Origin of the sequence: Mycobacterium hubeiense, from assembly GCF_002838065.1 — a bacterium.
GTDB lineage: Bacteria > Actinomycetota > Actinomycetes > Mycobacteriales > Mycobacteriaceae > Mycobacterium > Mycobacterium hubeiense.
This window is the reverse complement of record NZ_PIZU01000015.1, coordinates 94799-121122: the sequence shown is the minus strand read 5'-3', so window position 1 is coordinate 121122 and position 26324 is coordinate 94799. Positions and strand designations below refer to the sequence as shown.

Below are 26324 nucleotides of genomic sequence, written 5' to 3'. Positions count from 1 at the left end.
CGATACAGCCCGCTCAGCGCGACCCAGCGCGCCGAAATCACAAGCTCACGACCGAAGCAGGGCAATGACTTTCGCGATGTCGGGCATCGCGGACGGTCGGCCGACCCACTCGTCGAACACGGTCCAATAGCTCACGCCGAATCGCTGCTGGCGCGCCACCAGCGACTCGGCCATCTGCTCGTGCGTCCCCAGCAACACGAACGGCGACTCCAGCACCAATTCGGGCGCCACCTCTAACGCCTCGGCCAGCTCCGCGGCGGCCGCCGCCCGGTCGTCGGTGACGACCACAAATTGGATCAGCGCATTGAGTTCGATCGCATCGAAGCGATCGCCCGCCGCGTCGCGCACCACTGCGATGCGGTCGTCGAGGCCCGCCAGGTCGAAATGGGTCAGCCTGACCTCGGTGGCGTCGCGGTTGTGGGTGATGCCCGCCAGCCCGACGATGTCGGCCACGCGGCCGGCCAGCCGCAGCACCCGCGTGCCGTTGCCGCCGATAAGCAGCGGCACGGGAACGTTCGGCGCGGCAACCAAAGCGCCTGCGTCGGCCCGCACGCAGTAGTGCGCGCCATCGACGTCGACCGCTTCTCCGGCCAGCAGGGACCGGATCACGTCGACGGCTTCGATCAGCCGGTCGACGCGCACCGCCCCGGAGTCGAACTTCAGCCCGGCGGCGTCGTACTCGGATTTCATGTGCCCCGCGCCAAGCCCGAGTTCGAAGCGGCCACCCGAGACGTCCGCGACGGTCGCCGCCTCGCGCGCCGTTTCGACGGGATGGCGCAGATCGTTGTTCAACACCAGCGTGCCGGTGTGCAACCGGGAGGTGGCCATGGCGGCCGCGGCGGCGCCGGCGAACGGTGACACCGATGCGACGAGATGGTCGGGGATGGTCAGCACGTCGAACCCGGCCTGCTCGACCGCGGCCGCGAAGCCGCCGAAGTTCTGACCGCGCGGCAGCGCGATGTGCAGGCCGAACCGGAGCCGGCGCGAACGGTGAGCTTCGGTGGGCATGCCTCGACGCTATGCGTGGAGCGCCTCATCCGCCCAGCGGTTTGAGCCGGATCGGTGTACTGACCACGAGCCCAAGCGGATCCACGTAGTCGGCCCGCGACGCCGGACCCCACATCGCGCCCCAGTGCAGGCACGCCGATGCCACGCAGCCGGCATGGCCGGCCGCCAATGCCCCCACCACCGCTCCGGTGTCGACGAGCTGACCCACCCGCACCGCGGGACGCACTGGCTCGTAGGTCGTCCGCAGTCCGCCGGGATGGGCGATCGATACCAGCGGCCGCCCGGCCAGCTCCCCGGCGAACACGACGGTGCCCGCGGCGCCCGCATACACCGGCTGGCCTGCGAACCCGGCCAGGTCGACGCCGCGGTGGCCGCGCTGCCAGTTCGGTGACGGCGCGTCGAACGTCCGCGAAACACTTGGTCGGGGCCGCAGCGGCCACTCGAGTCGGCCGTCCTCGGCACGCGCAGCGGGCGCGCACACCAACCCAACGGCCACTATCGCCACCAGCCTGCGCATACAACCAGCTCACCGTCATGCGCCGCGATCCGCCATCCCGATCGCGCGGGCTGTGGATGGCCAGGTCACTGTGGATAAAGCACGCCCGCACGCCGTGTAAACTGCTAACCGCAGCTCGCATCAGCGGGCTGACTTCGCGTGTCTGCAGCCGACCGAACATCGGCTGGTCCCGCCGCCGAGATCGGAAGCGGGTCCGATGTTCCGCAGACACCAGGGCTCGGCGTCACCCGGCGCCGCGCGTCAACCGACAACAAAAGAGGCATAAACCCATGGCCGTAGTGACCATGAAACAGCTGCTTGACAGCGGCGCCCACTTCGGGCATCAGACCCGTCGTTGGAACCCCAAGATGAAGCGGTTCATCTTCACCGACCGCAACGGCATCTACATCATCGATCTGCAGCAGACGCTGACCTACATCGACAAGGCGTACGAATTCGTCAAGGAGACGGTCGCCCACGGCGGCACCATCCTGTTCGTCGGCACCAAGAAGCAGGCGCAGGAGTCGATCGCCGAGGAGGCCACCCGCGTCGGCATGCCGTACGTGAACCAGCGCTGGCTGGGCGGCATGCTCACCAACTTCTCCACCGTGCACAAGCGGCTGCAGCGCCTCAAGGAACTCGAGGCGATGGAGCAGACCGGCGGGTTCGAGGGCCGCACCAAGAAGGAAATCCTCGGCCTGACCCGCGAGAAGAACAAGCTCGAGCGCAGCCTCGGCGGTATCCGGGACATGCAGAAGGTGCCATCGGCCGTATGGGTCGTCGACACCAACAAGGAGCACATCGCCGTCGGTGAGGCCCGCAAGCTGGGCATCCCCGTGATCGCGATCCTCGACACCAACTGCGATCCCGACCTCGTCGACTACCCGATCCCGGGCAATGACGACGCGATCCGTTCGGCCGCGCTGCTGACCAAGGTGATCGCCTCGGCGGTCGCCGAAGGCCTGCAGGCCCGCGCCGGTGCCGGCGAGAAGGCCGAAGCCGAAGGCGCTGAGCCGCTGGCCGAGTGGGAGCAGGAGCTGCTGGCCGGCGCGACGGCGACGGCGTCGACCGGCGCGCCGGGAACGCCCGAGGCCGACATCCAAACCGAACCGAAAACTTCAGAGTCTTAGGGAGACCAGATATGGCCAACTACACCGCCGCCGACGTCAAGCGCCTGCGGGAGCTGACCGGCGCCGGCATGCTCGACTCGAAGAACGCGCTCGTCGAGGCCGACGGCGACTTCGACAAGGCTGTCGAGCTGCTGCGCATCAAGGGCGCCAAGGACGTCGGCAAGCGCGCCGAGCGTGCGACGGCCGAGGGTCTGGTGGCCGCCAAGGACGGTGCGCTGATCGAGCTGAACTCGGAGACGGACTTCGTTGCGAAGAACGCCGAGTTCCAGTCGGTGGCCGATCAGATCGTGGCGGCAGCCGCGGCTGCGAAGGCCAACGACGTCGACTCGCTCAAGGCCGCCAAGGTCGGCGACAAGACCGTCGAGCAGGTCATCGCGGATCTGTCCGCGAAGATCGGCGAGAAGCTCGAGCTGCGTCGGGTCGCCTATTTCGACGGCAAGGTCGAGACCTACCTGCACAAGCGAGCGGCCGATCTGCCGCCGGCGGTGGGTGTGCTCGTGGAGTACGAGGGCGACAACACCGAGGCCGCCCACGCGGTCGCCCTGCAGATCGCCGCGCTGAAGGCCCGCTACCTGACGCGTGAGGACGTGCCCGAGGACATCGTCGCCAACGAGCGGCGCATCGCCGAGGAGACCGCCCGCAACGAGGGCAAGCCCGAACAGGCGCTGCCCAAGATCGTCGAGGGCCGCGTGACCGGTTTCTACAAGGATGTCGTGCTGCTGGATCAGCCATCGGTGTCCGACAACAAAAAGACGGTCAAGGCGCTGCTCGACGAGGCGGGTGTGACCGTCACGCGGTTCGTCCGGTTCGAGGTCGGCCAGGCCTAACACCGCGAACAGACGCAAAGTCGCACGATTTGCCGCGGTTTTGTGCGATTTTGTGTCTGCTCGGCGAGTGACCTCGGCGGTACGAGTTGGTACCGTCGGCGTGTGACCCGGATATCCGCATTTCGCGATGACGCCCTCGGTGAGTTCGACGCGGTCGGCCTTGTCCACGAATTGGCCGCCGGCCGTGTCACGGTCGGGGAACTAATCGACGCCGCGATCGCGCGCACCGAGGCCGTCAACCCGATGCTCAACGGCTTGGCGTATGAGGCGTTCGAGCGCGCCCGGACCCGCGGGCGGGCCGCGCGGCCCTACGGCGGTTACTTCGACGGCGTGCCCACCTACATCAAGGACAACGTCGCCGTCGGCGACATGCCGACGATGCAGGGCACCGACGCGTGGGACCCGCGTCCGGAGTTGGTCGACGGCGATTTCGCCCGCGCGTATCTGGCGACAGGCCTGGTGCCGCTGGGGAAGACCCGCCTGTCCGAATTCGGCTTCAGCGCGTCGGCCGAGCATCCGCGATTGGGTCCGGTGCGCAACCCGTGGAATCCCGACTACACCGCCGGCGCGTCGTCGTCGGGCTCGGGCGCGTTCGTCGCCGCCGGGGTGGTGCCCCTCGCGCACGCCAACGACGGCGGCGGCTCCATCCGAATTCCCGCCTCCTGCAACGGGTTAGTGGGCCTGAAGCCGTCGCGCGGGCGGCTGCCGCTGGACAAGGACATGCGGCAGATGCCACTGCGCATCGTGACCAACGGCGTCGTCACCCGCTCGGTGCGTGACACCGCGGCGTTCTACCGGGAGATGGAGCGCGTCTACCGCAACCCCAAGCTGCCGCCGATCGGCGACGTCACAGGCCCGGCGAAGAAGAGGTTGCGGGTCGCGGTCTGCACGCAATCGATCGCGCGTAAAGCCAGCCCGGAAGTGCGGGAGCTGACGCTGAAAACCGCTGCGCTGCTCGAAGAGTTCGGCCATCGTGTCACACCGATCGACAACCCAGTGCCGCCGCACTTCATGAACGACTTCCTGCTGTACTGGTCCTTTCTGGCGTTCGCGTTGGTGCGCGGCGGACGTCGCACCTTTGGCGAAAGCTTCGACCGCACAAGGCTGGACAACCTCACCCTGGGCCTGGAGCGCTTCGCCGCGCGCAACCTGCACCGGCTCCCGCTGGCCATCGCGCGACTGTCCCGGATGCGACGCGTGACGTCCCGGCTGGGCCAAACCTACGACGTGGTGTTGACGCCGACGGTGGCCGATGTGACGCCCGCGATCGGACACCTCGACCCCACCGCGGACTACCAGCAGATCATCGACCGGCTCATCGAGTGGGTCGCGTTCACACCGCTGCAGAACGCCACCGGCGAACCGGCGATCTCGCTGCCGCTGGCGCAGTCGGCGTCAGGCCTGCCGGTCGGGATGATGTTCGCCTCCACCGTCGGCCAGGAAGTCCGTCTGCTGGAGTTGGCGTACGAACTCGAAGCGGCCCGCCCGTGGCCGAGAATTCAGGGATGACGCACGAGTACGTCTACGACCAGAGCTTCGCCGAGGAGCGGGCCCGACTGGCGGGCATGGAGTCGCTGTGGGATCCGGGCACTCAGGCCCTGCTCGCCGAGCTCGGCGTGGGCCCTGACTGGAAATGCCTCGAGGTCGGCGCCGGGGGCGGGTCGATGGTGCGATGGATGGCCGACCGCGGCGCGACCGTCCTCGCCGTCGATATCGACACCCGCTTCGTCGAGCCGTTGGCATCCGAACGCATTGAGGTGCGCCAGATCGACATCCGCACCAATGAGCTCCCGCAGGCCGAATTCGACGTGGTCCATGCGCGTTTGGTGCTCGAGCACCTCCCCGAGCGCAGGCAGATTCTGGACCGTCTGGCAGCCACGCTGCGTCCCGGCGGGTGGATGGTCATCGAGGACTACGACTGGAGCTGCTTCGGCTTCGAGGGCGACGAGCCCGGCCTTGACCGGGTGACCGAGGCGATCATGGCGTTCATGCAGCGGGCCGGGTTCGAACCGAGATACGGTCGGCAGGTCGTCGCCGACATGGCCGACGCCGGCCTCGTCGACGTACGCGGCGAAGGCCGCGCCCGCCTCATCAGCTCCCGCGATCCCGGCTTCGAGTTCTTCCGGCTGTCCTTCGAGAGTTTGCGCGGCGCCGTGGTCGAGGCCGGCCTGCTCACCGCCGAGGAGGCCGATGCGGCGTCGCAACGGTTCGGTGCCGACATCCGGCTGGTGACGCCGCTGCTGATGGCCGGCCTCGGCCGCAAGGCCTCAGTCTGATCCCAGGGTCACCAGAATCCGCTTGAACTCACGCCGCTGCTGTTCAGTCAGACCGGACAGCAGGCGACGCTCGGCCGCACGCACGCCGGAATCGGTGCGGCGCAACAACTCCAAACCCTCGCGTGTCAGCTCGGCGGGCAGCGACCGGCCCGATGCGGCGGTCGCCGGCCGGGTGACGAGCCCGCGTTCTTCAAGGCCCCGCAACACCATGTTCATCGCCTGCGGCGACACGTTCATATCCCGCGCGAGCTCGGCGTTGGATCGCCCGGGATAGCGCGACAGCACCCGCATGCAGATGTATTGCGGGAACGCCAGTCCGAGCGGTTCCAGGACCGTTGCGGTCACCTCGCCGCGCAAGACATTGCTGACCCGTTGCAGCAGGTAGCCCAGCGGCTGGTCCTCCAAGAGCTCGCTCATATCAAGCATGTTGACACATATCAACCAGGTTGATATACCGGAGTCATGACCGCACCAGACGACTTCAGGTTCGAATCCGCATACCGTGGCGAGATCGCCGAGATGCCCCGTCCGCCATGGAGCATCGGCGAGCCCCAGCCCGAGATCGCCGCCCTCATCGAGCAGGGCAAGTTCCACGGCGACGTCCTCGACGTCGGGTGCGGCGAGGCAGCGGTTTCGCTGTACCTCGCCGAGCGCGGCTTCACCACCGTCGGCCTGGATCTCTCGCCCACGGCGATCGAGCTGGCCAAGGCCGAAGCCGCCCGCCGCGGCGTGACCAACGCCAGCTTCGAGGTCGCCGACATCAGTGACTTCGGTGGCTACGACGGCCGGTTCGGCACCATCGTCGACAGCACGTTGTTCCACTCCATCCCGGTGGAGGCACGCGAGGGCTATCAGCGCTCGATCGTGCGCGCCGCCGCCCCGGGCGCGTCCTACTTCGTCTTGGTGTTCGATCGGGCGGGCATGCCCGACGGGCCTGCGAACCCGGTCACCGAAGACGAGCTGCGCGACGTGGTGTCGAAGTACTGGACCATCGACGAGATCAAACCGGCCCGCATCCACGCCAACTTCCCCGAGGGCCTCGACGGGGTCTTCCCGGTCACCGACCTGCGCGATGAGCCCAAGGGCCGCAAGTCGGTGCCGGCCTGGTTGCTGTCCGCGCACCTGGGCTAGACCGGGCCTCGCGAAACGACGCCCCCTGGCAACGGAGGTGTCTGCGATGAGGCAGGATAAGAGTGCCGTCCTGGGACAGCGCCCGGATGGCACTCTTATGCGAGGAGGCCAAGGAACCGATGCCGGACCCGGAGCCGACAAGCAGTAATGGCGCCGATGCGGCGGGTCCGATCCGACCCTTCTATTCGCGCGTGCTGCTCAAACTCGGCGGTGAGATGTTCGGCGGCGGCGGAGTGGGGCTGGATCCCGACGTCGTGCACCAGGTGGCCCGCCAGATCGCCGAAGTGGTCCGCAGCGGCGTCCAGGTGGCCGTCGTCATCGGCGGTGGCAACTTCTTCCGCGGTGCGCAGCTGCAGCAGCGCGGTATGGAGCGGACCCGCAGCGACTACATGGGCATGCTCGGCACCGTGATGAACAGCCTTGCGCTGCAAGACTTTCTGGAAAAAGAGGGCATCGCGACCCGGGTGCAGACCGCGATCACCATGGGCCAGGTCGCCGAGCCCTACATTCCGTTGCGGGCCGTTCGGCATCTGGAGAAGGGCCGCGTGGTGATCTTCGGCGCCGGCATGGGCCTGCCGTACTTCTCCACCGACACCACCGCCGCCCAACGTGCGCTGGAGATCGGCGCCGACGTGGTGTTGATGGCCAAGGCCGTCGACGGCGTCTTCACCGCCGACCCGCGGGAGAATCCCGACGCCGAACTGCTCACCGCGATCACTCACCGCGAGGTCATCGACCGCGGACTGCGGGTGGCCGACGCCACGGCATTCAGCCTCTGTATGGACAACGGCATGCCGATCCTCGTGTTCAACCTCCTTATCGACGGCAATATCGCCCGGGCGGTTGCAGGTGAGAAGATCGGAACACTGGTCACCACGCGCTGACGGACACGGGAGAAGGCACAGTGATCGACGAAACCCTCTTCGACGCCGAGGAGAAGATGGAGAAGGCCGTCGCGGTGGCACGCGACGACCTCGCATCCATCCGCACCGGCCGGGCGAACCCCGGCATGTTCTCCCGCATCCACATCGACTACTACGGCGCCTCCACGCCCATCACCCAGCTGTCGAGCATCAACGTTCCCGAGGCGCGGCTCGTCGTCATCAAGCCCTATGAGCAGTCGCAGCTCAAGGCGATCGAGGACGCCATCCGCAACTCCGACCTGGGGGTGAATCCGACCAACGACGGCAACGTCATTCGCGTCGCCATCCCGCAGCTCACCGAGGAGCGCCGCCGCGAACTGGTCAAGCAGGCCAAGGCCAAGGGCGAGGACGCGCGGGTGTCGGTGCGCAACATCCGTCGCAAAGCTATGGAGGAACTGCACCGCATCAAAAAGGAAGGCGAAGCCGGCGAGGACGAGGTGGCCCGCGCGGAGAAGGATCTCGACAAGACCACTCACCAATACACGCAGCAGATCGACGACTTGGTGAAGCACAAAGAAGGCGAACTGCTGGAGGTCTAGTGGCCGAGCAGCAGGCACGTCCCGTGGGTACCCCGGTGGAGGAACCGCCCAAGAAGGCATCGCGTACTGGGCGCAACCTACCGGCCGCGATTGCCGTCGGCGTCGCACTCGGTGCGCTGGCGATCGGGATTTTGCTGTTCGCCCCCATCGGTTGGCTGCCGGTGCTCGCGGTGGCGATTCCGATCGCGACGCACGAAGTCATCCGCAGGCTGCGCGAGCCCGGGTACGCCCTGCCCGTCATCCCGCTCCTCGTCGGCGGCCAGGCGATGATCTGGTTGACGTGGCCCTACGGCCCGGCCGGCCTGCTGGGCGCCTATGCAGGGACGATCGTGGTGTCCATGGTCTGGCGGCTGATCGGACACGGTCTTCGCGAACAGCCGGTGAACTACCTGCGCGACATCTCCGCCACGATCCTCCTCGCGACCTGGGTGCCGCTCTTCGCCGGCTTCAGTGCGCTGTTGATCTTCCAGGACCACGGTGGGGCGCGGGTGTTCACCGTGATCGCGACCGTCGTCTTCGCCGACATCGGCGGCTACGCGGCCGGAGTGCTGTTCGGCAAGCATCTGATGGTGCCGGCGATCAGCCCGAAGAAATCCTGGGAGGGTCTGGCCGGGTCGCTGCTGTTCGGCATCGGCGCGTCGGTGCTGGCGGTGGTGTTCCTGTTGGAGCGGCCGTGGTGGGCAGGCGTGGCGCTGGGCCTGATGCTGGTGATCACCGGCGTACTCGGCGATCTCGTCGAGTCGCAGGTCAAACGCGACCTCGGCATCAAAGACATGGGCAGACTGCTACCCGGTCATGGGGGAGTGATGGACCGGATCGACGCGATGCTGCCCTCGGCCGTCGCGGGCTGGATCGTGCTGACGCTGCTGGCGTGACGCGCGCGCGTTCAGCCAACAGGCCGCCGATGGGTTAGCCGAGCGCAGACAAGGCATAGAAGAACGTAAGGATCGACGCAGCGCGGAACGGCATAAGGCCATGGTGCGGAGCCGACGAGGCCGTCGTCCAATCAATTTCGGCCAGCTTCGGATGAGATACTGACAAACACCATGTCTGGCCCGTTACCCCTGGTTTTCGACGCTCCGCGACGCGCAACGCCGCCGCGGCACTTCGCAGACCTCGACGACGCCGGGCGCGCGGCGGCGGTCGCGGAGTTGGGCCTGCCGGCGTTTCGCGGCAAGCAGTTGGCCAATCAGTACTACGGCCGGCTGATCGCCGATCCGCACGCGATGACCGATTTACCCGCGGGCGTGCGGGATCAGATCGCCGACGCGATGTTCCCGCGGCTGCTCGACGCGGTGCGCGAGATCGAGTGCGACGCGGGTGAGACCCGCAAGATGCTGTGGCGCGCGGTGGACGGGACGACGTTCGAGTCGGTGCTGATGCGCTACCCAGACCGCAATACCGTCTGCATCTCCTCGCAGGCGGGCTGCGGCATGGCCTGTCCATTCTGCGCGACGGGCCAGGGCGGGCTGATGCGCAACCTGTCGACCGCCGAGATTCTCGAGCAGGTGCGGGCGGCGGCCGTCGAATTGCGCGACCGCGACCACGGCAGGCTGTCCAACATCGTCTTCATGGGCATGGGCGAGCCGCTGGCCAATTACAACCGCGTGCTGGGCGCCGTGCGGCGCATCGTCGCAGCGCCACCGCACGGCTTCGGCATCTCGGCGCGCTCGGTGACGGTGTCGACGGTGGGCCTGGCCCCGGCGATCCGCAAGCTCGCCGACGAACGACTGAACGTCACGTTGGCGCTGTCGTTGCACGCACCGGACGACGAACTGCGCGACACGCTGGTGCCGGTCAACACCCGCTGGAAGGTCGGCGACGCGCTCGATGCGGCACGCTATTACGCCGACGTGACCGGGCGGCGGGTATCGATCGAGTACGCGCTGATCCGCGATGTCAACGATCAGCCTTGGCGCGCAGACCTTTTGGGTAAGAAGCTGCACGGCTCATTGGGCCCGCTGGTGCACGTCAACGTCATTCCGTTGAACCCGACACCGGGCAGCGAGTGGGACGCAAGCCCGAAACCGGCCGAGCGAGAGTTCGTGCGACGGGTCCGTGAGCGGGGCGTGTCCTGCACGGTCCGCGATACCCGCGGCCGCGAAATTGCGGCGGCGTGCGGTCAACTGGCCGCCGAGGGCTGAGTGCAATCTCGGCGTTAACGGGGAGGCCCGTTGACGAACCAAACGTTGTCCTCGCGCAGATGGCGACTGCGCCACCCGTCAGGCGTCCGGACCAACTCGTGTTCGTAATAGCCGCCGCAGGACGACATCTCGCTCATGCCGGGCAGCTGCATCGGGTTGTAGAACATCGCCCGCACCCGCGCCGTGTCGCCGTCGATCTCACTTTCGATGTTGGTGATGTAGTGCATGGACCATGGAATCACCCCGAAATTCGCCGCGAACCAGTCGACCACCTCATCGCGGCCGCCCGCGACCGCGCCCGCCGATGAGTAGTCGATGACCGCGTCGTCGGTGAACACCGACCGGTACAGCTCCCAGTCCTTGCTGTCGACGGCGCGTGCGTATCTGTTGAGCAGCGCAGTGATTTCGAGTTCGTCGCTGATCCGCTCAGCGTCCATCACTCCGGCATGCCGATCGTCTTGGACTCCATGTACTCCTTGTAGCCTTCCTCGCCATTGCGCCGGCCGAGCCCACTTTGTTTGGTGCCGCCGAACGGGCTGGTGATCCCGAAGTGGCTCTTGCCGTTGATGGTGACATTGCCGGTGCGCATCCGCTGAGCCACCCGAAACGCCCGGTCGACGTCGGCCGACGACACCTCACCGGAGAGCCCGTAGATCGAGTTGTTCGCGATCGCGATCGCCTCGTCCTCGGTGTCATACGGCGTGACGGTCAACACCGGCCCGAAGATTTCCTCTTGCGCCACTTGCGAATCCGGGTCGACGTCGGCAAGCAGCGTGGGCTGCACGTAGTAGCCCTTCGGTAGGTTGTCGGGCACACCGCCACCGGTGACAACCCGCGCACCGGAGTCGATGCCGCTGCGGATCAGACCGAGCACCTTCTGCCGCTGCGTCTCGCTGATCTGCGGTCCCTGCATGATGCCCGGTGTCCACGGATCACCCACCGGGAAGTTTTCCATCGACGTCTTGAGGATCTCGATGCCTTCGTCATACCGGCTGCGCGGCAGAAGGATTCGCGACGGCAGGATGCAGCTCTGCCCGGACATCACGCACGCCATCATCGCCGCCAACGGCAGCGCAGAGCCAAAGTCCGCATCGTCGAGCACGATGTGCGCCGACTTCCCGCCCAACTCCAGCAGCGTCTTCTTCACCGTCGGCGCGCCCGCGGCCAAGATGGCCCGCCCGGTGGCCGTCGACCCGGTGAAGGTGATCATGTCCACCCGCGGATCGGCCGACAGTGCCGCACCCACCTCGTTGGCGTTCGACACCACCACGTTGAAGACGCCGGCAGGGATATCCGTCTCCTCGGCGACAATGCGGCCGTACTCGCTGCCCGACCACGGAGTCAGCTGCGCGGGCTTGAGCACCACCGTGTTGCCCGCCATCAGCGCGGGCACCGTCTCGGCGATGTTGAGGTAGAAGGGCACATTCCACGGCGTGATCGCGCCGACGACGCCGACGGGCTCGTAGACGATCTTGCGCCGCGCCGGACCCAGCTGGGTCGGATGCACGCCCGTGTCCACCACGTACTCGAAGTTCTTGCCGTGCTCTGCCCAGTGCTTGACCTCGTCGATCGGGCTTTCGATCTGGCTGCCGGACACGGTGACGGGGCAACCGACTTCGGTGACCAGGATGCGCCGCAGCCGCTCCTTCTCGCGTTCCAGCGCCTCGTGCAGCTGCATCAGGCAGTGGTATCGGAAGTCGAGGTCGCGCGACCAGTCCGTGGTGTCGAAGGCCCGCCGCGCCGCCCCGATCGCGCGCTCCATGTCGTCGACGGTGCCGTCGGTGGCCTGCCCGGCGACCTCCCCGGTGGCCGGATGGATCACATCGAATTTCGCGCCGCTGTCGGTGTATTGAAGCTCACCGTCGATGAGCATCCGGTCGTCGCCGGCCAACACGCCGCTGTCACTCTGCACTTGCGTCATGCGGACAGCTTTACAAATATGCGGCCGGGTGTCACCCCCCCGGGCGCAATTACTGCTTGATGCCGACGGCGTGGCGCAGCTGCGCGAGGAACTGTTCGTCGTCGTCGCTGCGCACAATGTAGTGCGAAACCGCGACGCGGATCGCCGTCGCCGCCTTGACCGCCCCGTTGGGTCCCGGCAGCAGCTTCTGCAGGCGGGCGCGCATCTGCGGGATCACCCGCGCCAGCTGGGCGATGACGACCTCGGGCTCGATGTCGACCAGCCGCACCCCTGAATAGGACTGCTGGTAGGAAACGATGAACCGCAGCGCCGCATCGAGCTTTTCCGGGCCGCGCAGACCGGCGGTCGCCCGGCTGATGCCGGTGTCGAACATCTCGCGCTCATACACGCCGAACGCGTCCAGCAGTTCCTGCTTGTCCGCGAACCAGCGGTACAGCGTCGGCCGGGACACGCCTGCCTGTAAAGCAACCTCGGACAGGCTCAATTTGGTCTGCCCGCTGCGGGCGAGCACTTCGGCAGTGGCGACCAGGATCCGGTGCCTCGTCGACGTGTCCTCGACGAGGCTCGCGGGTTGTGGTTCGTTCACGTCCAAAGCCTCTGGTAGTGGTTCTGTTCCACCGATCCTAAAACGTGGAACCGGTGGTAACGGGCGCGCCACGGCGCAACCGCGGTCACAACGTCTTCTTGAGCAGTGCGACGGTCTCGAGATCGTCGAGCGCCGCCACGCCGCGTCGCACGCCTTCCACGGCGACGTCCTCGACCTGCATACCGCCCATCCCGGCGGTGATCAGCGACGCGGCGTAGGCGTATACCCCGCCCAGCCGATAGCGCTCCCACAAATCATCGCGGTCCAGGTCGGGTCCGCCGGCGGCGACAAGCGCCTTGCGGTAGACGTCGAGCAGGTCGCGTTCGGCAGCCCGGCGATCGCCGGTGGTCATGCTGGTGATCAGCGTGTAGGCCAATTCCCGGCCCGGGTGGCCGCAGCGCAGCGCCTGCCAATCCAGCAGGCCCGCCCGCCCGTCGCGGAAGTACACGTTGCCCGGATGCGCGTCGCCGTGCATCACGGTGTGCGGTGGCCGGTCGAGCAGTTGCGCGGCCGCGCGATAGTTGTGGGCGATGAATTGCCCGTTCTCGACCGGGATGTCGGTGCGTTCGGCGAGCCGGCGGATGGACACATCCATCAGCTTTCCGGTGAGCAGCGATGTGTGGTCGCCCGACGCCGAGTACACCCAGTCGGGCAGCCGGCCCCAGAACGTCGCGTGCAGCCGGCCGAGCAGATCTACGAGCAGACTGGCCTTGTCGGCGTCCAGTGGATGCAGGGTGTCGGGGAACTCGCATCGCTCGGCGGGCAGGTCCTCCAGCACCAGCACGTACCGTCCGGTCAACGGGTCGAACGCCGACCCGTAACACCTCGGCACACCGGGCAGCGCGGTCGACAAATCGTCGTAGAACCGCACTTCGGTGTGCCCGAGGCGGCCCAGCTCACCCATCAGTCGCGTCGCAGCCGTCACTGCTGGCATCTTGACGAAGACCGTTTCGGGGACGCCGTCGCCCGTCAGCTTCAGCCGCGCGCGCGACGAGGTGCCGGCGTCGCCATCGATGACCGACACCGAGGTCACCGCACGCCGCATGATCCGCGACAGCGCCCTGACGTCGAGGTCTGCGACCCGGCGCGGGAACGACCGCGCGCCACGAAGCGCAGCGTCGGTCGCGACGCGTTGCACGCCCCGACCGATATGCGCGGCCAAACCCACACACTCCCGAAGCACCGGTCGTTAGCCTCCTAGGTTGGCCAGTGTTCGGCCTAGTTTACAAATTAATGCGTATCTGTAAACCGCGAAATGGAGAAGCATGGCCGGACCGATGGACGGGGTGAAGGTCGTCGAGCTTGGGGTGTGGGTGGCGGCGCCTGCCGCGGGCGGCATTCTGGCGGACTGGGGCGCCGACGTCGTCAAGATCGAACCGCCGGGCGGGGACCCGGCGCGTCTGTTCGGGCGCATGCTGGGCATCGACGACGGAACGAACCCGCCGTTCGAGATGGACAACCGCTCCAAGCGCAGCATCGTCCTGGATCTCGGCACCGCCGACGGGCGCGATATCGCACTCGAATTGCTCACGGATGCAGACGTTTTCATCACCAACATCCGCCCAGGTGCATTGCGACGGCTCGGTCTGGATTTCCAGGCGGTGGCCGCCCACAACCCACGCCTGGTCTACGGGTTGATCACCGGCTACGGCATGGGCGGGCCCGACGCGGACCGCGCGGCCTACGACGTCGCGGCGTTCTGGGCCCGCGCCGGCCTCGCGCACCTGCTCACCCGCCCTGGCGACACTCCGCCGTTCCAGCGCGGCGGGATGGGGGATCACACGGCGGGGATGACGTTGGTAGCGGGGGTGTGCGCCGCGCTGGTGGCCCGAACCCGCACCGGCACCGGGCAATTGGTGACGACGTCGCTGTACCGGCAGGGCGCCTACACGGTGAGCTTCGACCTCAACACCTTTCTGCTGACCGGTCATTCGATCGCGATCGGCCAGCGTGAGTCGATGGCCAACCCGTGCATGAACAACTACGTGGCGGGCGACGGCAAGCGGTTCTGGATCGTCGGCCTGCAGGGTGATCGGCACTGGCCGGCGTTGTGCCGTGCGGTCGGGCGATCGGAGTGGCTGACCGACCCGCGGTTCGTCTACCAGCGTGACCGGGCGGCCAACGCCGCAGAGCTGATCGCACAGTTGGACGCGATCTTCGCGACCAAACCGTTGGCCGAGTGGGCGGAAGTCTTTGCGGACGAACCGGATTTCTTCTGGTCGCCGATCAACACCCTCGAGGACGTGATCGCCGACGATCAGTTCCACGCGGCGGGCGGCATCGTCTACGTCCCCGACGGGGAGTCGAGCGCGCCAATGGTGGCCACACCAGCCGACTTTCACGGCACGCCGTGGCAACCCCGCTCGGCTGCACCGCAACTCGGGCAGCACACCGACGAGATTCTCGCCGAACTCAAGGCGCGTCGTTCGTGAGACCCGCGGCGTGGCGGAGCTGCGCCAAGAACTCGTCGCCGTCGTCGCTGCGCACCAGGTAATGCGAAACCGCCACCCGCACGACGGTGGCGGCGGCCGGTGCGGGTATCAGCCGCTCGAGCCGTTCTCGCATGAGCGGCAGGATGTTCGACAATCGCTTGATCACATGGGCGGGCTCGATGTCGACCATGCGCAATCCGGGATAGGACTGCTGGTATTCGACGATGATCCGCAGTACCGCGTCGAGCCGCTCACTGGCGGGCAAACCCGCCGAGGCCTCGGCCACCCCGCGTTCGTACAGCGATCGCTCCCACACCACGAATGCGTCGAGCAGATTCTTCTTGGAGGCAAACCAGCGGTACAGCGTCGGCCGAGACACGCCGGCCTGTAGCGCAACCTCCGACAGGCTGAGTTTGGTCATTCCGTGGCGACCGAGCACCTCCGCCGTCGCGGCCAGTATCCGCTCGCGGGTGGGACTGGCCGCCGAAATGGAACTCCCGGTCGCTAACTCGCGGTCTTGACCGCCTGGAATTCCATTTCGGCGCATTGGAGTATCGCCGTCAGCGTCTTGGCCGCGGGCGCACCAGCACCGATTGCTGGATGCCGCCGACCGCTCCTTGTTCGTCGAACAACGTGCCGATGGTTGTGCCGATACCGTCTGGGCCGTAATGGGTTTCGGCCCGGATGCCGATCCACTTGCCGTCCGGGACCCGGTGGATGTGCACGACGAGATCGGTGTTGAGGAATGTCCACTTGCGGATGTCGAGCTTGGCGCCGATGCCGTTGGCGTCGTCGGCCACCGCGAACAACCGCTGCAGCGGTGTCATCGACTCACCTTTGACCAGGTCGACGGTCGGCGTGATCCACGATTCGCCGGGCCCGTCGGCCAGCGGTGTGGTCAGCCACCGCCAGTCCAGGCTGTGCACATAGTTGGGGTCCCAATCCTTGGCCATGTCGCGGCTGCGGGCCTCGGCGACGGGACGTAGCGGCGCGGCGCCCGTATGCACCACCGCCGCGGTGTCGAGCTGCTGCAGCCGCCAACCGCTGGCCTTCGCGACGGCGCGGGGCTGACCGTCGGGGCCGGGCGCCAGCATCTCGGCGCTGACCAACTCGATCTGCTTGCCCCCGCGGTCGCGTTGGGCGCGCACCCAGATGTCGCCTTCGGCGGGCACGGGTCCCAGCAGGTCGACGAGGACGCGGGAGAGGCGGGTGTCGTCACGTGGTTCACAAGCTTCCAGCGCTCGCACCAGCAACGCGGAGACAGGCGCTGCGTGCTGGATCGCTGCCGACCACGTGCTGCGCACCATGTCGGTCGCGATGAACTTCTCGCCCCGGGGATCTTGCGTATCGACAAGTTCGTAGTAGGGCTCGCTCATGGCAGCCCGGCGCCGGGGACGTCGACCGTCGTCGCGTCGACGCGGGACAGTGTGGTGCCGACGAGTCGCTCGGGGTAGGCGTCGGTGGTGGAGACCAGGAACAGCGTGCGCCTCTCCGGCCCGCCCAACGCGCAGGCGATAGCGGTGCGGTCGCCGATGTCGATGCGGTCGGTGACGACGCCGCCGTCGAGCACCCGCTGGAACTGGTGGGCCAGCGTCATCGCCGTCCACACGCCGCCCTCGGCGTCCAGGCAGATGCCGTCGGGCGGCCCGTCGAGGCCGTCGGCGAAAACCCGGCGCTGTCCGAGCCCGCCGTCGTCGTTGATGGTGAACGCGGTGAGGCGTCTGCCCGTCGACTCGGCGACGATCAACGTGGTGCGGTCGGGCGTGATGACCATGCCGTTCGGAAAGTCGAGGTCGGTGGCGACGACGACGGCCGTGTCGTCCGGATCGACGCGCACGATCACCCCGCCGTCGCGGGCCTGCGAGCCGACGTAGGCACGGCCGAGGTCGTCGACGACCATATCGCCGAGATTGGCCGGCGCCATCGAGGACAGATCGGCAAGGCTGACCACGGTTTCGCCGTCGTAGCGCAGGATGTGGCGGCGCTCGGTCGACGCGATGAGCAGCGAGCCGTCCGGGCGAAACCCGAGGCCGGCGGGGGCGTGGCCGGGCAATGGCAGCGTCGTCATGGACCCGTTGAGGTCGACGGTGTGCACCGCCTCGCCCAGCATGTCCGAGAACCACAGCAGCCCCTCGAACCAGCGCGGGCCCTCGCCGAAGCAGAAACCGCCGGCCAGCGGGGTCAACAGGTCCGCGCCTTTACAAAACATGGCTTAAGTGTCACGCTCGCTAGGTGCCACTGTCAACTACCTGCATCTCCGGGCGGCGATGAAGAAGTTTTTCGGCCACACCCTCCTGTACCTGCACGAGACGATCGCACTGGGCTCGGGGCGAAGCGACCGCTTCTGTGAAGTGTTCGGCGACGTCTACCACCCGATGATGGAAGAACTGGGCGCGCGCCTGTTCGCGATGTGGGAGACGACGCCGTACAACGGCCACTGGCCGCAGATCACCATCATCTGGGAGATCGACGCGTTCGCCGACTATGCGCGCATCGGCAAGGCGCAGGCGCGGGGCGGCAGCCATCAGGATGCGGCGGCGAAGTGGTCGGCGTTTCTGGCCGAGACTGGTGCCTCGGGCGAAGGCCGAATCATGTATGCCGGGGCGAGCAACCGGACGCTTGCTCAGCTTCAAGAGGCGAATTTCGGTGCGGGCCTTGTCATTCAGGAGATCATGCAGACCAAGCCGGGTCGCCAGGACGACTACATCCGCGAGCTCGAGCGACTCTATGTGCCCTGGTCGGAACGTACCGGCAAGCGGTGGCTGGGCTCGTTCGTCACCACGTTCCGGTTCAACGAGGTCATTCACTACTGGGCGCTCGACGGCGACTGGGACTGCTTTGCCAACCATTACCCGTCGTGGAAGGACAGCCCGCCGGCCGAGATCGTCACCTGGATGAGCGTCGCGCCCGCGCTGCGCGACGGCTGGGAGGACTCGATCCTGGCGGCGCTACCCCCATCGCCGCTGCAATGAACATGCCAGTGATACAAGACTTCTCCTACGATCCCTTTGATCCCGCGGTGATGGCCGATCCGCTGCCCTATTACCGGGTGCTGCGCGACGACTACCCGCTGTACTACATCGCGGCGTGGGACACCTATGCATTGTCGCGGTTCGACGACATCTGGCGGGTGCTGGAGATCAACGACGGCACGTTCGTCGCGTCCGAGGGAACCTTGCCCGCCGCAACGGTTCTGGCCAAGCACAACGACGGTGCAGTGCCGGACCCGCCGGTGCATCCGATGCCTTTTCACGCCAACTTCGACGCGCCGATCTACGACGGCGTGCGACGCTGCACGTCGGGACCGTTCCGGCCGCGGTCCGTCGGCACGTTGGCGGGGCGGATCAGGGAGCTGGCCAACGAGCGTCTCGACGCTCTGCTGCCGCGCGGGTCGTTCGATCTGACGCAGGACTACGGTGGCATCGTCGCAGCGTCGGTGGTGTGCGAATTACTGGGCTTGCCCGTCGATCTGGCGCCCGACGTGCTGGCCACCGTCAACGCCGGAAGCCTCGCCCAGCCGGGCAGCGGGGTGGAGGTGGCCAACGCTCGGCCGGGATATCTGGAGTATCTGATTCCGGTGGTGCAGCAGTGTCGGGCGAAGCCGGGCAGCAATCGCATCGTCGACAACCTGATCGCCTACCGGTTGCCGGATGGGTCGGCATTCGACGATGTCGAGGCCGCCACGCAGCTGCTGGGCGTGTTCATCGGCGGCACCGAGACCGTGCCCAAGATCGTCGCGCACGGATTGTGGGAGCTGGCGCGATACGCGGACCAGATGGCGCAGGTGCGTGCCGATCTCGACGCCACCGTGCCCGTCGCGCGTGAGGAGATGATCCGCTACTGTGCGCCCGCGCAATGGTTCGCCCGCACCGTGCGCAAGCCGTTCGAAATCCACGGCACCACAATCCGTCCCGGTCAGCGCGTCATCACGCTGCTCGCGTCGGCCAACCGCGACGAGCGGGAGTACCCGAACCCGGATGAGTTCATCTGGAACCGTCCCATCGATCGCCTGCTGGCTTTCGGCCGCGGGCAGCACTTCTGCCTCGGTGTGCACCTCGCGCGGCTGGAGATCGCGATCATGGTGTCCGAGTGGCTCAAACGCGTGCCGGACTACCGGATCGACGTTCAACGCGCGTCGCGCCCGCCGTCGAGTTTTCAATGGGGTTGGAACAACGTTCCGGTGGAGGTCTGACGGTGTGGTCGTATCGGCTGGTCGCGCCGTACACCTTTGAGCGAAATGACGTGCCGGACAAGTCGTTTACGGACGTCGCCGGGGACCAGGTGCTGCTGCGCTTCCTCGCCGCCGGGGTCTGCGGCAGCGACCTGCCCGGCTTCCGCGGTGCGCGCGGCCGCTTGCCGGGTGATACCGGCGCCAGCGCCGCGGAAATGGACGGCTTTCCCATTCACGAGATTGTGGGGGAGGTGCTCGCCAGCCGCCACCCGGATCATGCGCAGGGCGATCGCGTGGTGGGCTGGGCGTCGGGGTTCGACGGCCTGATGGAATTCGTTGTGGCCGATGGCAATGGGCTGGCCCCGTATGACCCGGCGCTGACGCCCGCGCTCGCGGTCGGCCTGCAACCGCTGGCGTGCGTGCTCTACGCCGTCGAGCAACTGCCTTCGCTGCAGGGACGTCACGTGGCGGTCATCGGGCAGGGGTCGATTGGGCTGCTGTTCTCGTACGTGGCCAAGGCATTCGGAGCCTCGCACGTGACGGGGGTCGATCCGGTCGACCGCTCGGGCGTCGGCGAGAAGTTCGGCGTCGACACCATCGTTCGGGCGACCAGCGATCGCTGGGTGAGCCACCTTGCCCCGCAGGACAAACCGCAGATCGTGATCGAGGCCGTCGGCCACCAGGTCGCCACGCTGAACCATGCGGTCGAGGCGGCCGCGTTCGGCGGCACCATCTTCTACTTCGGGGTGGCCGACGACGACAGTTATCCGATCAGCATGCGGACGATGCTGCGCAACAACCTGACGCTGAAATCCGGTGTGACACTGGATCGGCGCCGGATGCTTGACCGCGCCGGCGAGTTCGCGCGAGAGCACCCCGACCTGCTCAGCACATACCTCACGCACACGTTCAAAGTCGGTGAGGTGCAGGAGGCGTTCGAGCTTGCGTGCTCGCCGACGCCGGAGCGCATCAAGATTGCGATCGCCGAATGAGCAGATTGGAGGACCTGCTCGCCGGCAAGCAGCGGGTGTGGGGCGGCTGGGTGGTCGGCCCCACGATGATCGGCCCCGAGGAATTCGCCTGCGCGGGTTACGACTACGTCGGGTTCGACGTTCAGCACGGTTACCTCGACGACGCGGACGTCGCCCTGCTGCTGCGGCGGCTCGAGCATGTGCCGATCGCCGCTGCCGTGCGGCTGCCGTCGGCGGATCCCGCACCGATCGGCCGGGTGTCAGACGCCGGCGCCGACGCCGTCATCGTCGCGATGGTCGAATCAGCGGAGCAGGCCGCCGCCGCGGTGGCCGCGACCCGATTCCCGCCCGCGGGCGTGCGCAGCTTCGGGCCGCTGCGGGCCAGCCTCGGCCACGATCCCGCCGCGCTGGAGTCGCGGGTCGGCGTGTTCGCGATGATCGAGACGGCCCAGGGGCTTTCGGCGCTCGACGAGATCTGCGCCGTCCCGGGCCTGGCCGGCCTTTACGTGGGGCCGGCGGATCTCGCGATCTCGATGGGGCACCGTCCTGCCGACGCCTGGACCGAGCCATCCGTGCGGCACGCGATGATCCGCATACAAGCCGCTGCCGCCGCGGCCGGCCTCGTCGCCGGGATCCACGCCGGGTCAGGCAAGGCCGGGCATGCCATGGCCGAGTTGGGTTTTCGGATGATCACGCTGGCCTCGGAGTCGCAGGCGCTGCGGCGAGGCGCGGCCGAGCACCTCAAGGAGGCGCAGTGGAACGGGTAGCACTCGTGACGGGGGCTGCGCGCGGACAAGGCGCGGCGATCGTGCAACGACTCCGCAAGGACGGGTTTCGCGTCGCCGCATGCGATGTGCTGCCGATCGACGCGCCGGGCGACGACGTACTCGCGCTGCCGCTCGACGTCACGTCCGAAGACCAGTGGCGGGCCGCGGTCGACGCCACGGCAGACCGGTTCGGCTCGTTGACGACGCTGGTCAACAACGCCGGCGTGCTGCACCGGGCCTCGCTCGCCGCCGAGACGCCGTCCGGATTCGAACACAGCTGGCGCGTCAACTGTTTGGGCCCATTCCTCGGTATCAGGGCCGCGCTCGATCACCTTCGGCACGCCGACGGTGCCGCGATCGTCAACACCTGCAGCACCGGTGCCATCCGACCGTTCCCGAACCACGCCGCCTACGGATCGTCGAAGTGGGCGCTGCGGGGACTGACGCAGATCGCCGCGGCCGAGCTTGCGCCGTCGGGCATCCGGGTCAACGCAGTGTTCCCCGGCCCGGTCGAGACACCCATGCTGGACGCTGCGACGCAATCCCGCCTGTCCGAGAAGGGCCGCCTGGGCACGCCGATGGAAATCGTCGATGCAGTGGCCTTTCTGGTGTCGGACCACGCGTCTTTCATCACGGGCGCCGAGCTCGTCGTGGACGGAGGGCAATGCCTGCGAATCGGATGAGCGTAGGGATCATCGGTGCCGGACCGGGCGGCCTGGCGTTGGGAATCTTCCTGAAAAAGGCCGGCTTTCGCGACTTCACAATCTTCGACAGGGAGGACGGCGTCGGCGGCACCTGGCGGATCAACACCTACCCCGGGCTGGCCTGCGACGTGAAGTCGCATCTGTACTCGTACTCGTTCGAATTGAAGCCGGACTGGTCACGGCTGTGGTCGGGTCAGGCGGAGATCCTCGACTACTTCGAGCGCTGCGCCCGGCGTTATGAACTGGCGCCACACTTGAAATTGAACACCGAGATCGTCTCGGCGCGCTGGGACGCCGCCACCACGTCGTGGCAGCTGAGCACAGCGAACGGTGAGCAGTACAGCTTCGACGTCGTGGTGTCGGCTGTCGGGTTGTTCACCCAGCCGGCGATGCCGAATCTCGTTGAACAGAAACCCTTCACGGGAACGGTGATGCACACCGCGCGCTGGGACCACTCCGTCGATCTGACCGATGCCCGGGTCGCCGTGCTGGGCACCGGGTCGACCGCCACACAGCTGGTGCCCGAAGTGGCAAAGGTGGCAAAGAAGGTCTACTCCGTGCAGCGCTCGCCGACATGGATTCTGCCCAAACCGGATCGGCAGTACACCGATCGGGAGAAGTGGATCTTCGCGCGGGTGCCGTTCGCCAAGAAGATCTATCGCACCAGGCTCTGGCTGCGCAGCGAGTCGAACATCTCGGTGATCGAAAACGGCAGCGACAAGACGCAGGAGTTCAAGGGAATCGCCCTGCGGGTGCTCGAATCGACCATCCCCGACGAGGAATTGCGCCGCAAGCTTACTCCCGATCACCCGCTGGGCTGCAAGCGGTTGGTCTTCGCGACGGATTATTTGCCGACGCTGACCAAACCCCATGTCGAGGTGATCTCCAGCCCGGCGAAGTATCTGCGGTCGCGATCGCTGGTCACCGAAGACGGCACCGAACTCGACGTCGACGTCGTCGTGTGCGCCACCGGCTACGCCGCCGCCGACTACCTCGGCCAGATCGACGTCATCGGCGAGGACGGGACCTCGCTGCGGGAGACGTGGCGCGACGGGGCATTCGCCTACCTGGGCATGGCCGTCCCGGGCTATCCGAACTTCTTCATGCTGTACGGACCGAACACCAACGTCGGCTCCAACAGCGTCATCTTCATGCTCGAGGCGCAGGCCCACTACATCGTGCGGGCGTTGAAGTACATGCGGCGCCGACGCAAATCGTACGTCGCGGTTCGGCCCGAAACAATGGCGCAGTTCATCGCCAAGATCGACCAGTGGATGACCGGCACCGTGTGGCTCACCCGATGCAGCAACTACTTTCGCGCCCCAAACGGCCGAGTGGTCACCCAGTGGCCCCGAAGCGCGCGTGCCTTCTGGGGCATGACACGGCGGTTCCGCGCCGCCGACTACACCTTCGAACCGGTAGACGCCGTCGTCGAGGTGGTGAACCGGTAATGTCCGTGGACGCCGCATCCAGCATCGACATCGCGAATCGGCTCGGTCCCGCGCTGCGCCATCTCGCAAACGCCCGAACGGATTTGGCGCCGGATCTCCTCGGCGAAGTCCGCGCGTCGCTGAATCAGCGTCGCCGGGAAGCGGCGCAAGCGCTTGACGTGACGGGCGTCGACATCGTCGCCGCACTGGTTCCGGGCGAGCATTCGTCGGCGATCCCGGTGCGGATTTACCGCAGCGGACGATCCCCGGCGCGCGCGGTGATCTACTGTCACTCCGGCGCATTCGTGCTCGGCAACCTCGACACCGACCACCGCCAGTGCGTGGAGTACGCGCGGCGTGCGCGGTGCACGGTGATCTCCGTCGACTACCGCCTGGCGCCGGAGCACCCGTATCCGGCCGCGCTCGACGACGCGTCGACCGTGCTGCGCTGGGTGGCCGCGAACGCCGCTGCGCTGCACATCGATCCGGCACGGCTGGCGGTGGCGGGCAGCAGCGCCGGGGCGGCATTGGCGGCGAGGCTGGCGCAGGATGCCGCCGCGGGGGCGGCGCCGCCGATCGTGTTCCAGATGCTGCACGAGCCGGTGCTCGACGACCGCCCGATGCCGTCGAAGGACGAATTCGTCGCCACACCCGGTTTCGACGCCGTCGCGGTGCGGCACATGTGGCACCACTATCTGGCGGGTGAGAGCGTGCTCGCCGACGCGGTGCCCGCCCGTGCCGACGATTTGACGGGCCTGCCGGCCGCATTGATCACCTGCTCGGAGCTGGACCCGCTCCGCGACGAAGCCGTCGACTATGCGCTGCGGCTGATGTGGGCCGGTGTCGCGACGGAGCTACACGTGTATCCGGGCACGTGCCACGGCTTCGACTCGCTGCTGCCCGAATGGGAGATCAGCCAGCAGCTGTTCGCGCTGCAGGGGGCGGCGCTGAGGCGGGCGCTTCACGGCGAGTGAGCGTAGGCGCGCAGGCGTCGATTTCGAGTGTGCAATCACCGCGTCGGGTGTGCATCTGCTGTTGCCGTCGTCGAAAAATCCCGCAGCCAATGCACACTCGACGCGGCCATCGCACACTCGACGTCGCCGAAGTTCCAGAAATGCGCGCCTGCGCGGCGTCCCACAATCGAAACTGCGTACAGATCGCGAAAATACGGGATTTCGCGATCTCACCGCAGTGTCGGCGATGCGCTCTCCAGCTCCCGCGCGATCGCAGCATGATAGCGATCGATGTTGGCGGGGTTGACGATTCGAAAGAACCCGTCGGGCATCGGCGCATGCTTAGGCGCCTCGATCGTCATGGTGCGTGTGAACAACGTGATGCCTTCACCCGGTTGGGTGAAGTGGTACTGCACCGTGATCCGGCCTTCCATCCCGCCGTTGCCGGCGCGGTCGTGGCCCAGTCGCCCGACCGAGTTGAACACCCACAGCTTCGGGCGCATCGCGATCGCGAGGTGCCAGGTGAAGATCTTCTCGCCGTCGGCCCCGCCCTCTTCCCACGTGTCGCCGACCTTCAGCGGCAGATCGTCGAGCTTGCCGACGTAGCTGCTGCCCGGGTAGGTCTTCGTCCAGTTCGCCGGGTTGGTGACAAAGTCGTAGATCGTCTCCGGAGAATGGGCGAACGCGGTCTCCGAACTCGTGGTCACGATGCCCAACTGAGACACCTCCCTGTCCGTGTCTTTACAGATTAGCGCAGAAATGTCACGCTCCTTAGCGTGGATTTCTCACGTGTCGCTCTCTCCGACGACGATCAGGCGTTCCAGCAGGAGCTCCGAGGCTTTCTGCGCACCGTCGTCACCGACGAGGTCATCCAACGTGATCGCGAGACCGGCGAGAACTTCGACGAAGGCGTGCACCTGGCCCTCGCGCAGGCCGGTTATCTGGCGGCGGACTTCAAATCCGAGGCCGAGGGCGGCTTCAGCCCGGTGCGCCGGCGGATCTTCGAACTGGAGATCGGTCGCGCCCACACCCCGTGGTTCCACTGGCCCACCACGATGATGGTCGCTCACACGCTGCAGCGGTTCGGGTCGGCCCAGCTCAAGGAGGAGGTGCTGCCGAAGGTGCTATCCGGGCACTACCGGCTGTGCCTCGGCTACACCGAACCCGAAGGCGGCTCCGACGTCGCGACGTGCAAGACCAGGGCGGTGCGCGACGGCGATGCCTGGATCATCAACGGCTCCAAGATGTTCACCTCGAACGCGCACAATGCGCAATACGTCTTCTTGGTCACCAACACCGATCCCGATGCGCCGAAACACCAGAGCCTGACCATGTTCCTGGTGCCGTTGGATACGCCGGGCGTGGAGATTCAACCGCTCCGCACCGTGGACGGGGACCGCACCAACATCACCTACTACAGCGATGTACGCGTCGACGACAAGTACCGCGTCGGCGAAATCAACGGTGGCTGGACCGTTTTGAGAGAGGCGCTCAACGCCGAGCACGGCACCGTCGAGCGCGATACCGCGGGGCTGCAGAAGCTCGCGACGATGACCGAGCATGTGCTGCTGCTGGCCGAAGCCGTCGACCACATCGCCGCGCGCGCAGCCGACGACGACTCGGTCAGATACCGCCTCGGCCGCAGCATCGCCAAGATGGAAGCCGCGATGAGCTCACCCGAGATGTTCGGCCGCGTGGCCATCGCCCAAACCCTGCGCGACGTCTCGCCCGACCTGATGGACATATTGGGCACCGAGTCGAGCCTGCCGGGCGAGGTCGAATACATCTTCCGCCTCGCCGGCCCGACCGGCATCTACGGCGGCACCCTCGAGGTGTTCCGCAACATGATCGCGCAACACGTCCTCGGGCTCGGCCGTCCGAACTACTCAGCCCCTGCGACGCGGAAGTCCTGACA

29 protein-coding genes are annotated in these 26324 nt (G+C 67.0%); 18 read left to right on the top strand and 11 right to left on the bottom strand.

From position 1 onward, the window contains the following. Window positions 1-45 precede the first annotated feature (45 nt). Together CWS39_RS13975 and CWS39_RS13970 are read right to left on the bottom strand one after the other, a co-directional pair. Window positions 46-1008 (bottom strand): TIGR03621 family F420-dependent LLM class oxidoreductase, encoded by a 963-nt coding sequence (locus CWS39_RS13975; protein ID WP_102143525.1) that lies wholly within the window; start codon window positions 1006-1008, stop codon window positions 46-48. A gap of 25 nt (window positions 1009-1033) precedes the next feature. Next, complete coding sequence (locus CWS39_RS13970; protein ID WP_102143524.1) at window positions 1034-1525, bottom strand: M23 family metallopeptidase; 492 nt, start codon at window positions 1523-1525, stop codon at window positions 1034-1036. A 269-nt stretch (window positions 1526-1794) separates the two neighbouring features. On the opposite strand from CWS39_RS13970, the gene rpsB reads away from it, so the two are divergent. From rpsB to CWS39_RS13950, 4 genes are all read left to right on the top strand, one after another. Then, on the top strand, window positions 1795-2634 hold the full coding sequence (rpsB, locus tag CWS39_RS13965) for a 30S ribosomal protein S2 (protein ID WP_102143523.1): 840 nt from the start codon (window positions 1795-1797) through the stop codon (window positions 2632-2634). Between the two features lie 11 nt (window positions 2635-2645). Beyond that, a complete protein-coding gene (gene tsf / locus CWS39_RS13960; protein WP_102143522.1) occupies window positions 2646-3461 on the top strand; it encodes a translation elongation factor Ts in 816 nt (271 codons plus the stop codon). Between the two features lie 102 nt (window positions 3462-3563). Then, on the top strand, window positions 3564-4970 hold the full coding sequence (locus tag CWS39_RS13955; RefSeq protein ID WP_102143521.1) for an amidase: 1407 nt from the start codon (window positions 3564-3566) through the stop codon (window positions 4968-4970). Beyond that, the gene (locus tag CWS39_RS13950; protein WP_102143520.1) at window positions 4967-5737 is read left to right on the top strand and encodes a class I SAM-dependent methyltransferase; all 771 of its coding nucleotides are present in this window, start codon (window positions 4967-4969) and stop codon (window positions 5735-5737) included. Before CWS39_RS13955 ends, CWS39_RS13950 begins: the two co-directional genes overlap by 4 nt. Here CWS39_RS13950 and CWS39_RS13945 read toward each other — a convergent pair. Next, window positions 5729-6163: a MarR family winged helix-turn-helix transcriptional regulator gene (locus CWS39_RS13945; RefSeq protein WP_102143519.1), complete on the bottom strand. Its 435-nt coding sequence runs from the start codon at window positions 6161-6163 to the stop codon at window positions 5729-5731. The genes CWS39_RS13950 and CWS39_RS13945 overlap by 9 nt on opposite strands. A gap of 36 nt (window positions 6164-6199) precedes the next feature. On the opposite strand from CWS39_RS13945, the gene CWS39_RS13940 reads away from it, so the two are divergent. The 5 genes from CWS39_RS13940 to rlmN all read left to right on the top strand — a co-directional run bounded on the left by CWS39_RS13940 (window position 6200) and on the right by rlmN (window position 10474). After that, window positions 6200-6868 carry a class I SAM-dependent methyltransferase gene (locus CWS39_RS13940; RefSeq protein ID WP_102143518.1) on the top strand — a complete coding sequence of 223 codons (669 nt, stop codon included), beginning with the start codon at window positions 6200-6202 and terminating at the stop codon, window positions 6866-6868. Between the two features lie 119 nt (window positions 6869-6987). After that, complete coding sequence (pyrH, locus tag CWS39_RS13935; protein ID WP_102143533.1) at window positions 6988-7752, top strand: UMP kinase; 765 nt, start codon at window positions 6988-6990, stop codon at window positions 7750-7752. A 20-nt stretch (window positions 7753-7772) separates the two neighbouring features. Then, entirely contained in the window at window positions 7773-8330 is a 558-nt protein-coding gene (gene frr, locus CWS39_RS13930) for a ribosome recycling factor (RefSeq protein WP_102143517.1), read from the top strand. Between the two features lie 23 nt (window positions 8331-8353). Then, window positions 8354-9205, top strand: coding sequence for a phosphatidate cytidylyltransferase (locus tag CWS39_RS13925; protein WP_431306127.1), 852 nt, complete (start codon window positions 8354-8356; stop codon window positions 9203-9205). A 171-nt stretch (window positions 9206-9376) separates the two neighbouring features. Beyond that, window positions 9377-10474 carry a dual-specificity RNA methyltransferase RlmN gene (rlmN, locus tag CWS39_RS13920; protein WP_102143516.1) on the top strand — a complete coding sequence of 366 codons (1098 nt, stop codon included), beginning with the start codon at window positions 9377-9379 and terminating at the stop codon, window positions 10472-10474. A 14-nt stretch (window positions 10475-10488) separates the two neighbouring features. Here the strand turns inward: rlmN and CWS39_RS13915 are convergent, their stop codons facing one another. The 4 genes from CWS39_RS13915 to CWS39_RS13900 all read right to left on the bottom strand — a co-directional run bounded on the left by CWS39_RS13915 (window position 10489) and on the right by CWS39_RS13900 (window position 14149). Further along, window positions 10489-10911: a nuclear transport factor 2 family protein gene (locus tag CWS39_RS13915; RefSeq protein ID WP_102143515.1), complete on the bottom strand. Its 423-nt coding sequence runs from the start codon at window positions 10909-10911 to the stop codon at window positions 10489-10491. Beyond that, window positions 10911-12395 carry an aldehyde dehydrogenase family protein gene (locus tag CWS39_RS13910; RefSeq protein WP_102143514.1) on the bottom strand — a complete coding sequence of 495 codons (1485 nt, stop codon included), beginning with the start codon at window positions 12393-12395 and terminating at the stop codon, window positions 10911-10913. Before CWS39_RS13910 ends, CWS39_RS13915 begins: the two co-directional genes overlap by 1 nt. 49 nt (window positions 12396-12444) lie before the next feature. Beyond that, the gene (locus CWS39_RS13905; RefSeq protein WP_102143513.1) at window positions 12445-12981 is read right to left on the bottom strand and encodes a TetR/AcrR family transcriptional regulator; all 537 of its coding nucleotides are present in this window, start codon (window positions 12979-12981) and stop codon (window positions 12445-12447) included. An 85-nt stretch (window positions 12982-13066) separates the two neighbouring features. Next, window positions 13067-14149: a phosphotransferase gene (locus tag CWS39_RS13900; protein ID WP_233213508.1), complete on the bottom strand. Its 1083-nt coding sequence runs from the start codon at window positions 14147-14149 to the stop codon at window positions 13067-13069. 97 nt (window positions 14150-14246) lie between these two features. On the opposite strand from CWS39_RS13900, the gene CWS39_RS13895 reads away from it, so the two are divergent. Continuing rightward, a complete protein-coding gene (locus CWS39_RS13895) occupies window positions 14247-15413 on the top strand; it encodes a CaiB/BaiF CoA transferase family protein (RefSeq protein ID WP_102143511.1) in 1167 nt (388 codons plus the stop codon). Here the strand turns inward: CWS39_RS13895 and CWS39_RS13890 are convergent. Genes CWS39_RS13890 through CWS39_RS13880 form a run of 3 tightly spaced genes read right to left on the bottom strand, consistent with a single transcriptional unit; the run spans window position 15394 to window position 17622 of the window. After that, the gene (locus tag CWS39_RS13890) at window positions 15394-15960 is read right to left on the bottom strand and encodes a TetR/AcrR family transcriptional regulator (protein ID WP_102143510.1); all 567 of its coding nucleotides are present in this window, start codon (window positions 15958-15960) and stop codon (window positions 15394-15396) included. The two genes, CWS39_RS13895 and CWS39_RS13890, sit on opposite strands and share 20 nt — an antisense overlap. A gap of 13 nt (window positions 15961-15973) precedes the next feature. Beyond that, window positions 15974-16789 (bottom strand): thioesterase family protein, encoded by an 816-nt coding sequence (locus CWS39_RS13885; RefSeq protein ID WP_102143509.1) that lies wholly within the window; start codon window positions 16787-16789, stop codon window positions 15974-15976. After that, entirely contained in the window at window positions 16786-17622 is an 837-nt protein-coding gene (locus tag CWS39_RS13880; RefSeq protein WP_102143508.1) for an SMP-30/gluconolactonase/LRE family protein, read from the bottom strand. Before CWS39_RS13880 ends, CWS39_RS13885 begins: the two co-directional genes overlap by 4 nt. Before the next feature lie 58 nt (window positions 17623-17680). Here CWS39_RS13880 and CWS39_RS13875 point away from each other — a divergent pair, with 58 nt between their 5' ends. From CWS39_RS13875 to CWS39_RS13845, 7 genes are read left to right on the top strand one after another with little or no spacing between them, the layout of a single operon-like run. Further along, entirely contained in the window at window positions 17681-18385 is a 705-nt protein-coding gene (locus CWS39_RS13875) for an NIPSNAP family protein (protein ID WP_102143507.1), read from the top strand. Next, complete coding sequence (locus tag CWS39_RS13870; protein ID WP_102143506.1) at window positions 18382-19605, top strand: cytochrome P450; 1224 nt, start codon at window positions 18382-18384, stop codon at window positions 19603-19605. Before CWS39_RS13875 ends, CWS39_RS13870 begins: the two co-directional genes overlap by 4 nt. A gap of 2 nt (window positions 19606-19607) precedes the next feature. Next, window positions 19608-20576 (top strand): zinc-binding dehydrogenase, encoded by a 969-nt coding sequence (locus CWS39_RS13865; RefSeq protein WP_102143505.1) that lies wholly within the window; start codon window positions 19608-19610, stop codon window positions 20574-20576. Continuing rightward, window positions 20573-21322 carry an HpcH/HpaI aldolase family protein gene (locus CWS39_RS13860; protein WP_102143504.1) on the top strand — a complete coding sequence of 250 codons (750 nt, stop codon included), beginning with the start codon at window positions 20573-20575 and terminating at the stop codon, window positions 21320-21322. Before CWS39_RS13865 ends, CWS39_RS13860 begins: the two co-directional genes overlap by 4 nt. Continuing rightward, window positions 21310-22005, top strand: coding sequence for an SDR family NAD(P)-dependent oxidoreductase (locus CWS39_RS13855; RefSeq protein ID WP_102143503.1), 696 nt, complete (start codon window positions 21310-21312; stop codon window positions 22003-22005). Before CWS39_RS13860 ends, CWS39_RS13855 begins: the two co-directional genes overlap by 13 nt. After that, entirely contained in the window at window positions 21987-23477 is a 1491-nt protein-coding gene (locus CWS39_RS13850; protein WP_199178110.1) for a flavin-containing monooxygenase, read from the top strand. The genes CWS39_RS13855 and CWS39_RS13850 overlap by 19 nt, the downstream gene beginning before the upstream one ends. After that, window positions 23477-24430, top strand: a complete 954-nt coding sequence (locus CWS39_RS13845; RefSeq protein ID WP_102143501.1) for an alpha/beta hydrolase — start codon at window positions 23477-23479, stop codon at window positions 24428-24430. Before CWS39_RS13850 ends, CWS39_RS13845 begins: the two co-directional genes overlap by 1 nt. A 209-nt stretch (window positions 24431-24639) precedes the next feature. Here the strand turns inward: CWS39_RS13845 and CWS39_RS13840 are convergent, their stop codons facing one another. Beyond that, window positions 24640-25125 carry an SRPBCC family protein gene (locus CWS39_RS13840; protein ID WP_102143531.1) on the bottom strand — a complete coding sequence of 162 codons (486 nt, stop codon included), beginning with the start codon at window positions 25123-25125 and terminating at the stop codon, window positions 24640-24642. Between the two features lie 60 nt (window positions 25126-25185). Here CWS39_RS13840 and CWS39_RS13835 point away from each other — a divergent pair, with 60 nt between their 5' ends. Then, window positions 25186-26322, top strand: a complete 1137-nt coding sequence (locus CWS39_RS13835; RefSeq protein ID WP_102143500.1) for an acyl-CoA dehydrogenase family protein — start codon at window positions 25186-25188, stop codon at window positions 26320-26322. The last annotated feature ends 2 nt before the right edge of the window (window positions 26323-26324 follow it).

Bases quoted from the DNA above. Each gene is read 5' to 3' on its own strand.
- CWS39_RS13870 (WP_102143506.1), top strand. From the start codon at position 18,382: ATGAACATGCCAGTGATACAAGACTTCTCCTACGATCCCTTTGATCCC.
- CWS39_RS13915 (WP_102143515.1), bottom strand. From the start codon at position 10,911: ATGGACGCTGAGCGGATCAGCGACGAACTCGAAATCACTGCGCTGCTC.
- CWS39_RS13970 (WP_102143524.1), bottom strand. From the start codon at position 1,525: ATGCGCAGGCTGGTGGCGATAGTGGCCGTTGGGTTGGTGTGCGCGCCC.
- rpsB (WP_102143523.1), top strand. From the start codon at position 1,795: ATGGCCGTAGTGACCATGAAACAGCTGCTTGACAGCGGCGCCCACTTC.
- CWS39_RS13895 (WP_102143511.1), top strand. From the start codon at position 14,247: ATGGCCGGACCGATGGACGGGGTGAAGGTCGTCGAGCTTGGGGTGTGG.
- CWS39_RS13880 (WP_102143508.1), bottom strand. From the start codon at position 17,622: ATGTTTTGTAAAGGCGCGGACCTGTTGACCCCGCTGGCCGGCGGTTTC.
- CWS39_RS13910 (WP_102143514.1), bottom strand. From the start codon at position 12,395: ATGACGCAAGTGCAGAGTGACAGCGGCGTGTTGGCCGGCGACGACCGG.
- CWS39_RS13875 (WP_102143507.1), top strand. From the start codon at position 17,681: ATGAAGAAGTTTTTCGGCCACACCCTCCTGTACCTGCACGAGACGATC.
- tsf (WP_102143522.1), top strand. From the start codon at position 2,646: ATGGCCAACTACACCGCCGCCGACGTCAAGCGCCTGCGGGAGCTGACC.
- CWS39_RS13890 (WP_102143510.1), bottom strand. From the start codon at position 15,960: ATGCGCCGAAATGGAATTCCAGGCGGTCAAGACCGCGAGTTAGCGACC.
- CWS39_RS13885 (WP_102143509.1), bottom strand. From the start codon at position 16,789: ATGAGCGAGCCCTACTACGAACTTGTCGATACGCAAGATCCCCGGGGC.
- CWS39_RS13950 (WP_102143520.1), top strand. From the start codon at position 4,967: ATGACGCACGAGTACGTCTACGACCAGAGCTTCGCCGAGGAGCGGGCC.
- CWS39_RS13850 (WP_199178110.1), top strand. From the start codon at position 21,987: ATGCCTGCGAATCGGATGAGCGTAGGGATCATCGGTGCCGGACCGGGC.
- CWS39_RS13940 (WP_102143518.1), top strand. From the start codon at position 6,200: ATGACCGCACCAGACGACTTCAGGTTCGAATCCGCATACCGTGGCGAG.
- pyrH (WP_102143533.1), top strand. From the start codon at position 6,988: ATGCCGGACCCGGAGCCGACAAGCAGTAATGGCGCCGATGCGGCGGGT.
- CWS39_RS13945 (WP_102143519.1), bottom strand. From the start codon at position 6,163: ATGCTTGATATGAGCGAGCTCTTGGAGGACCAGCCGCTGGGCTACCTG.
- CWS39_RS13860 (WP_102143504.1), top strand. From the start codon at position 20,573: ATGAGCAGATTGGAGGACCTGCTCGCCGGCAAGCAGCGGGTGTGGGGC.
- CWS39_RS13845 (WP_102143501.1), top strand. From the start codon at position 23,477: ATGTCCGTGGACGCCGCATCCAGCATCGACATCGCGAATCGGCTCGGT.
- CWS39_RS13975 (WP_102143525.1), bottom strand. From the start codon at position 1,008: ATGCCCACCGAAGCTCACCGTTCGCGCCGGCTCCGGTTCGGCCTGCAC.
- rlmN (WP_102143516.1), top strand. From the start codon at position 9,377: ATGTCTGGCCCGTTACCCCTGGTTTTCGACGCTCCGCGACGCGCAACG.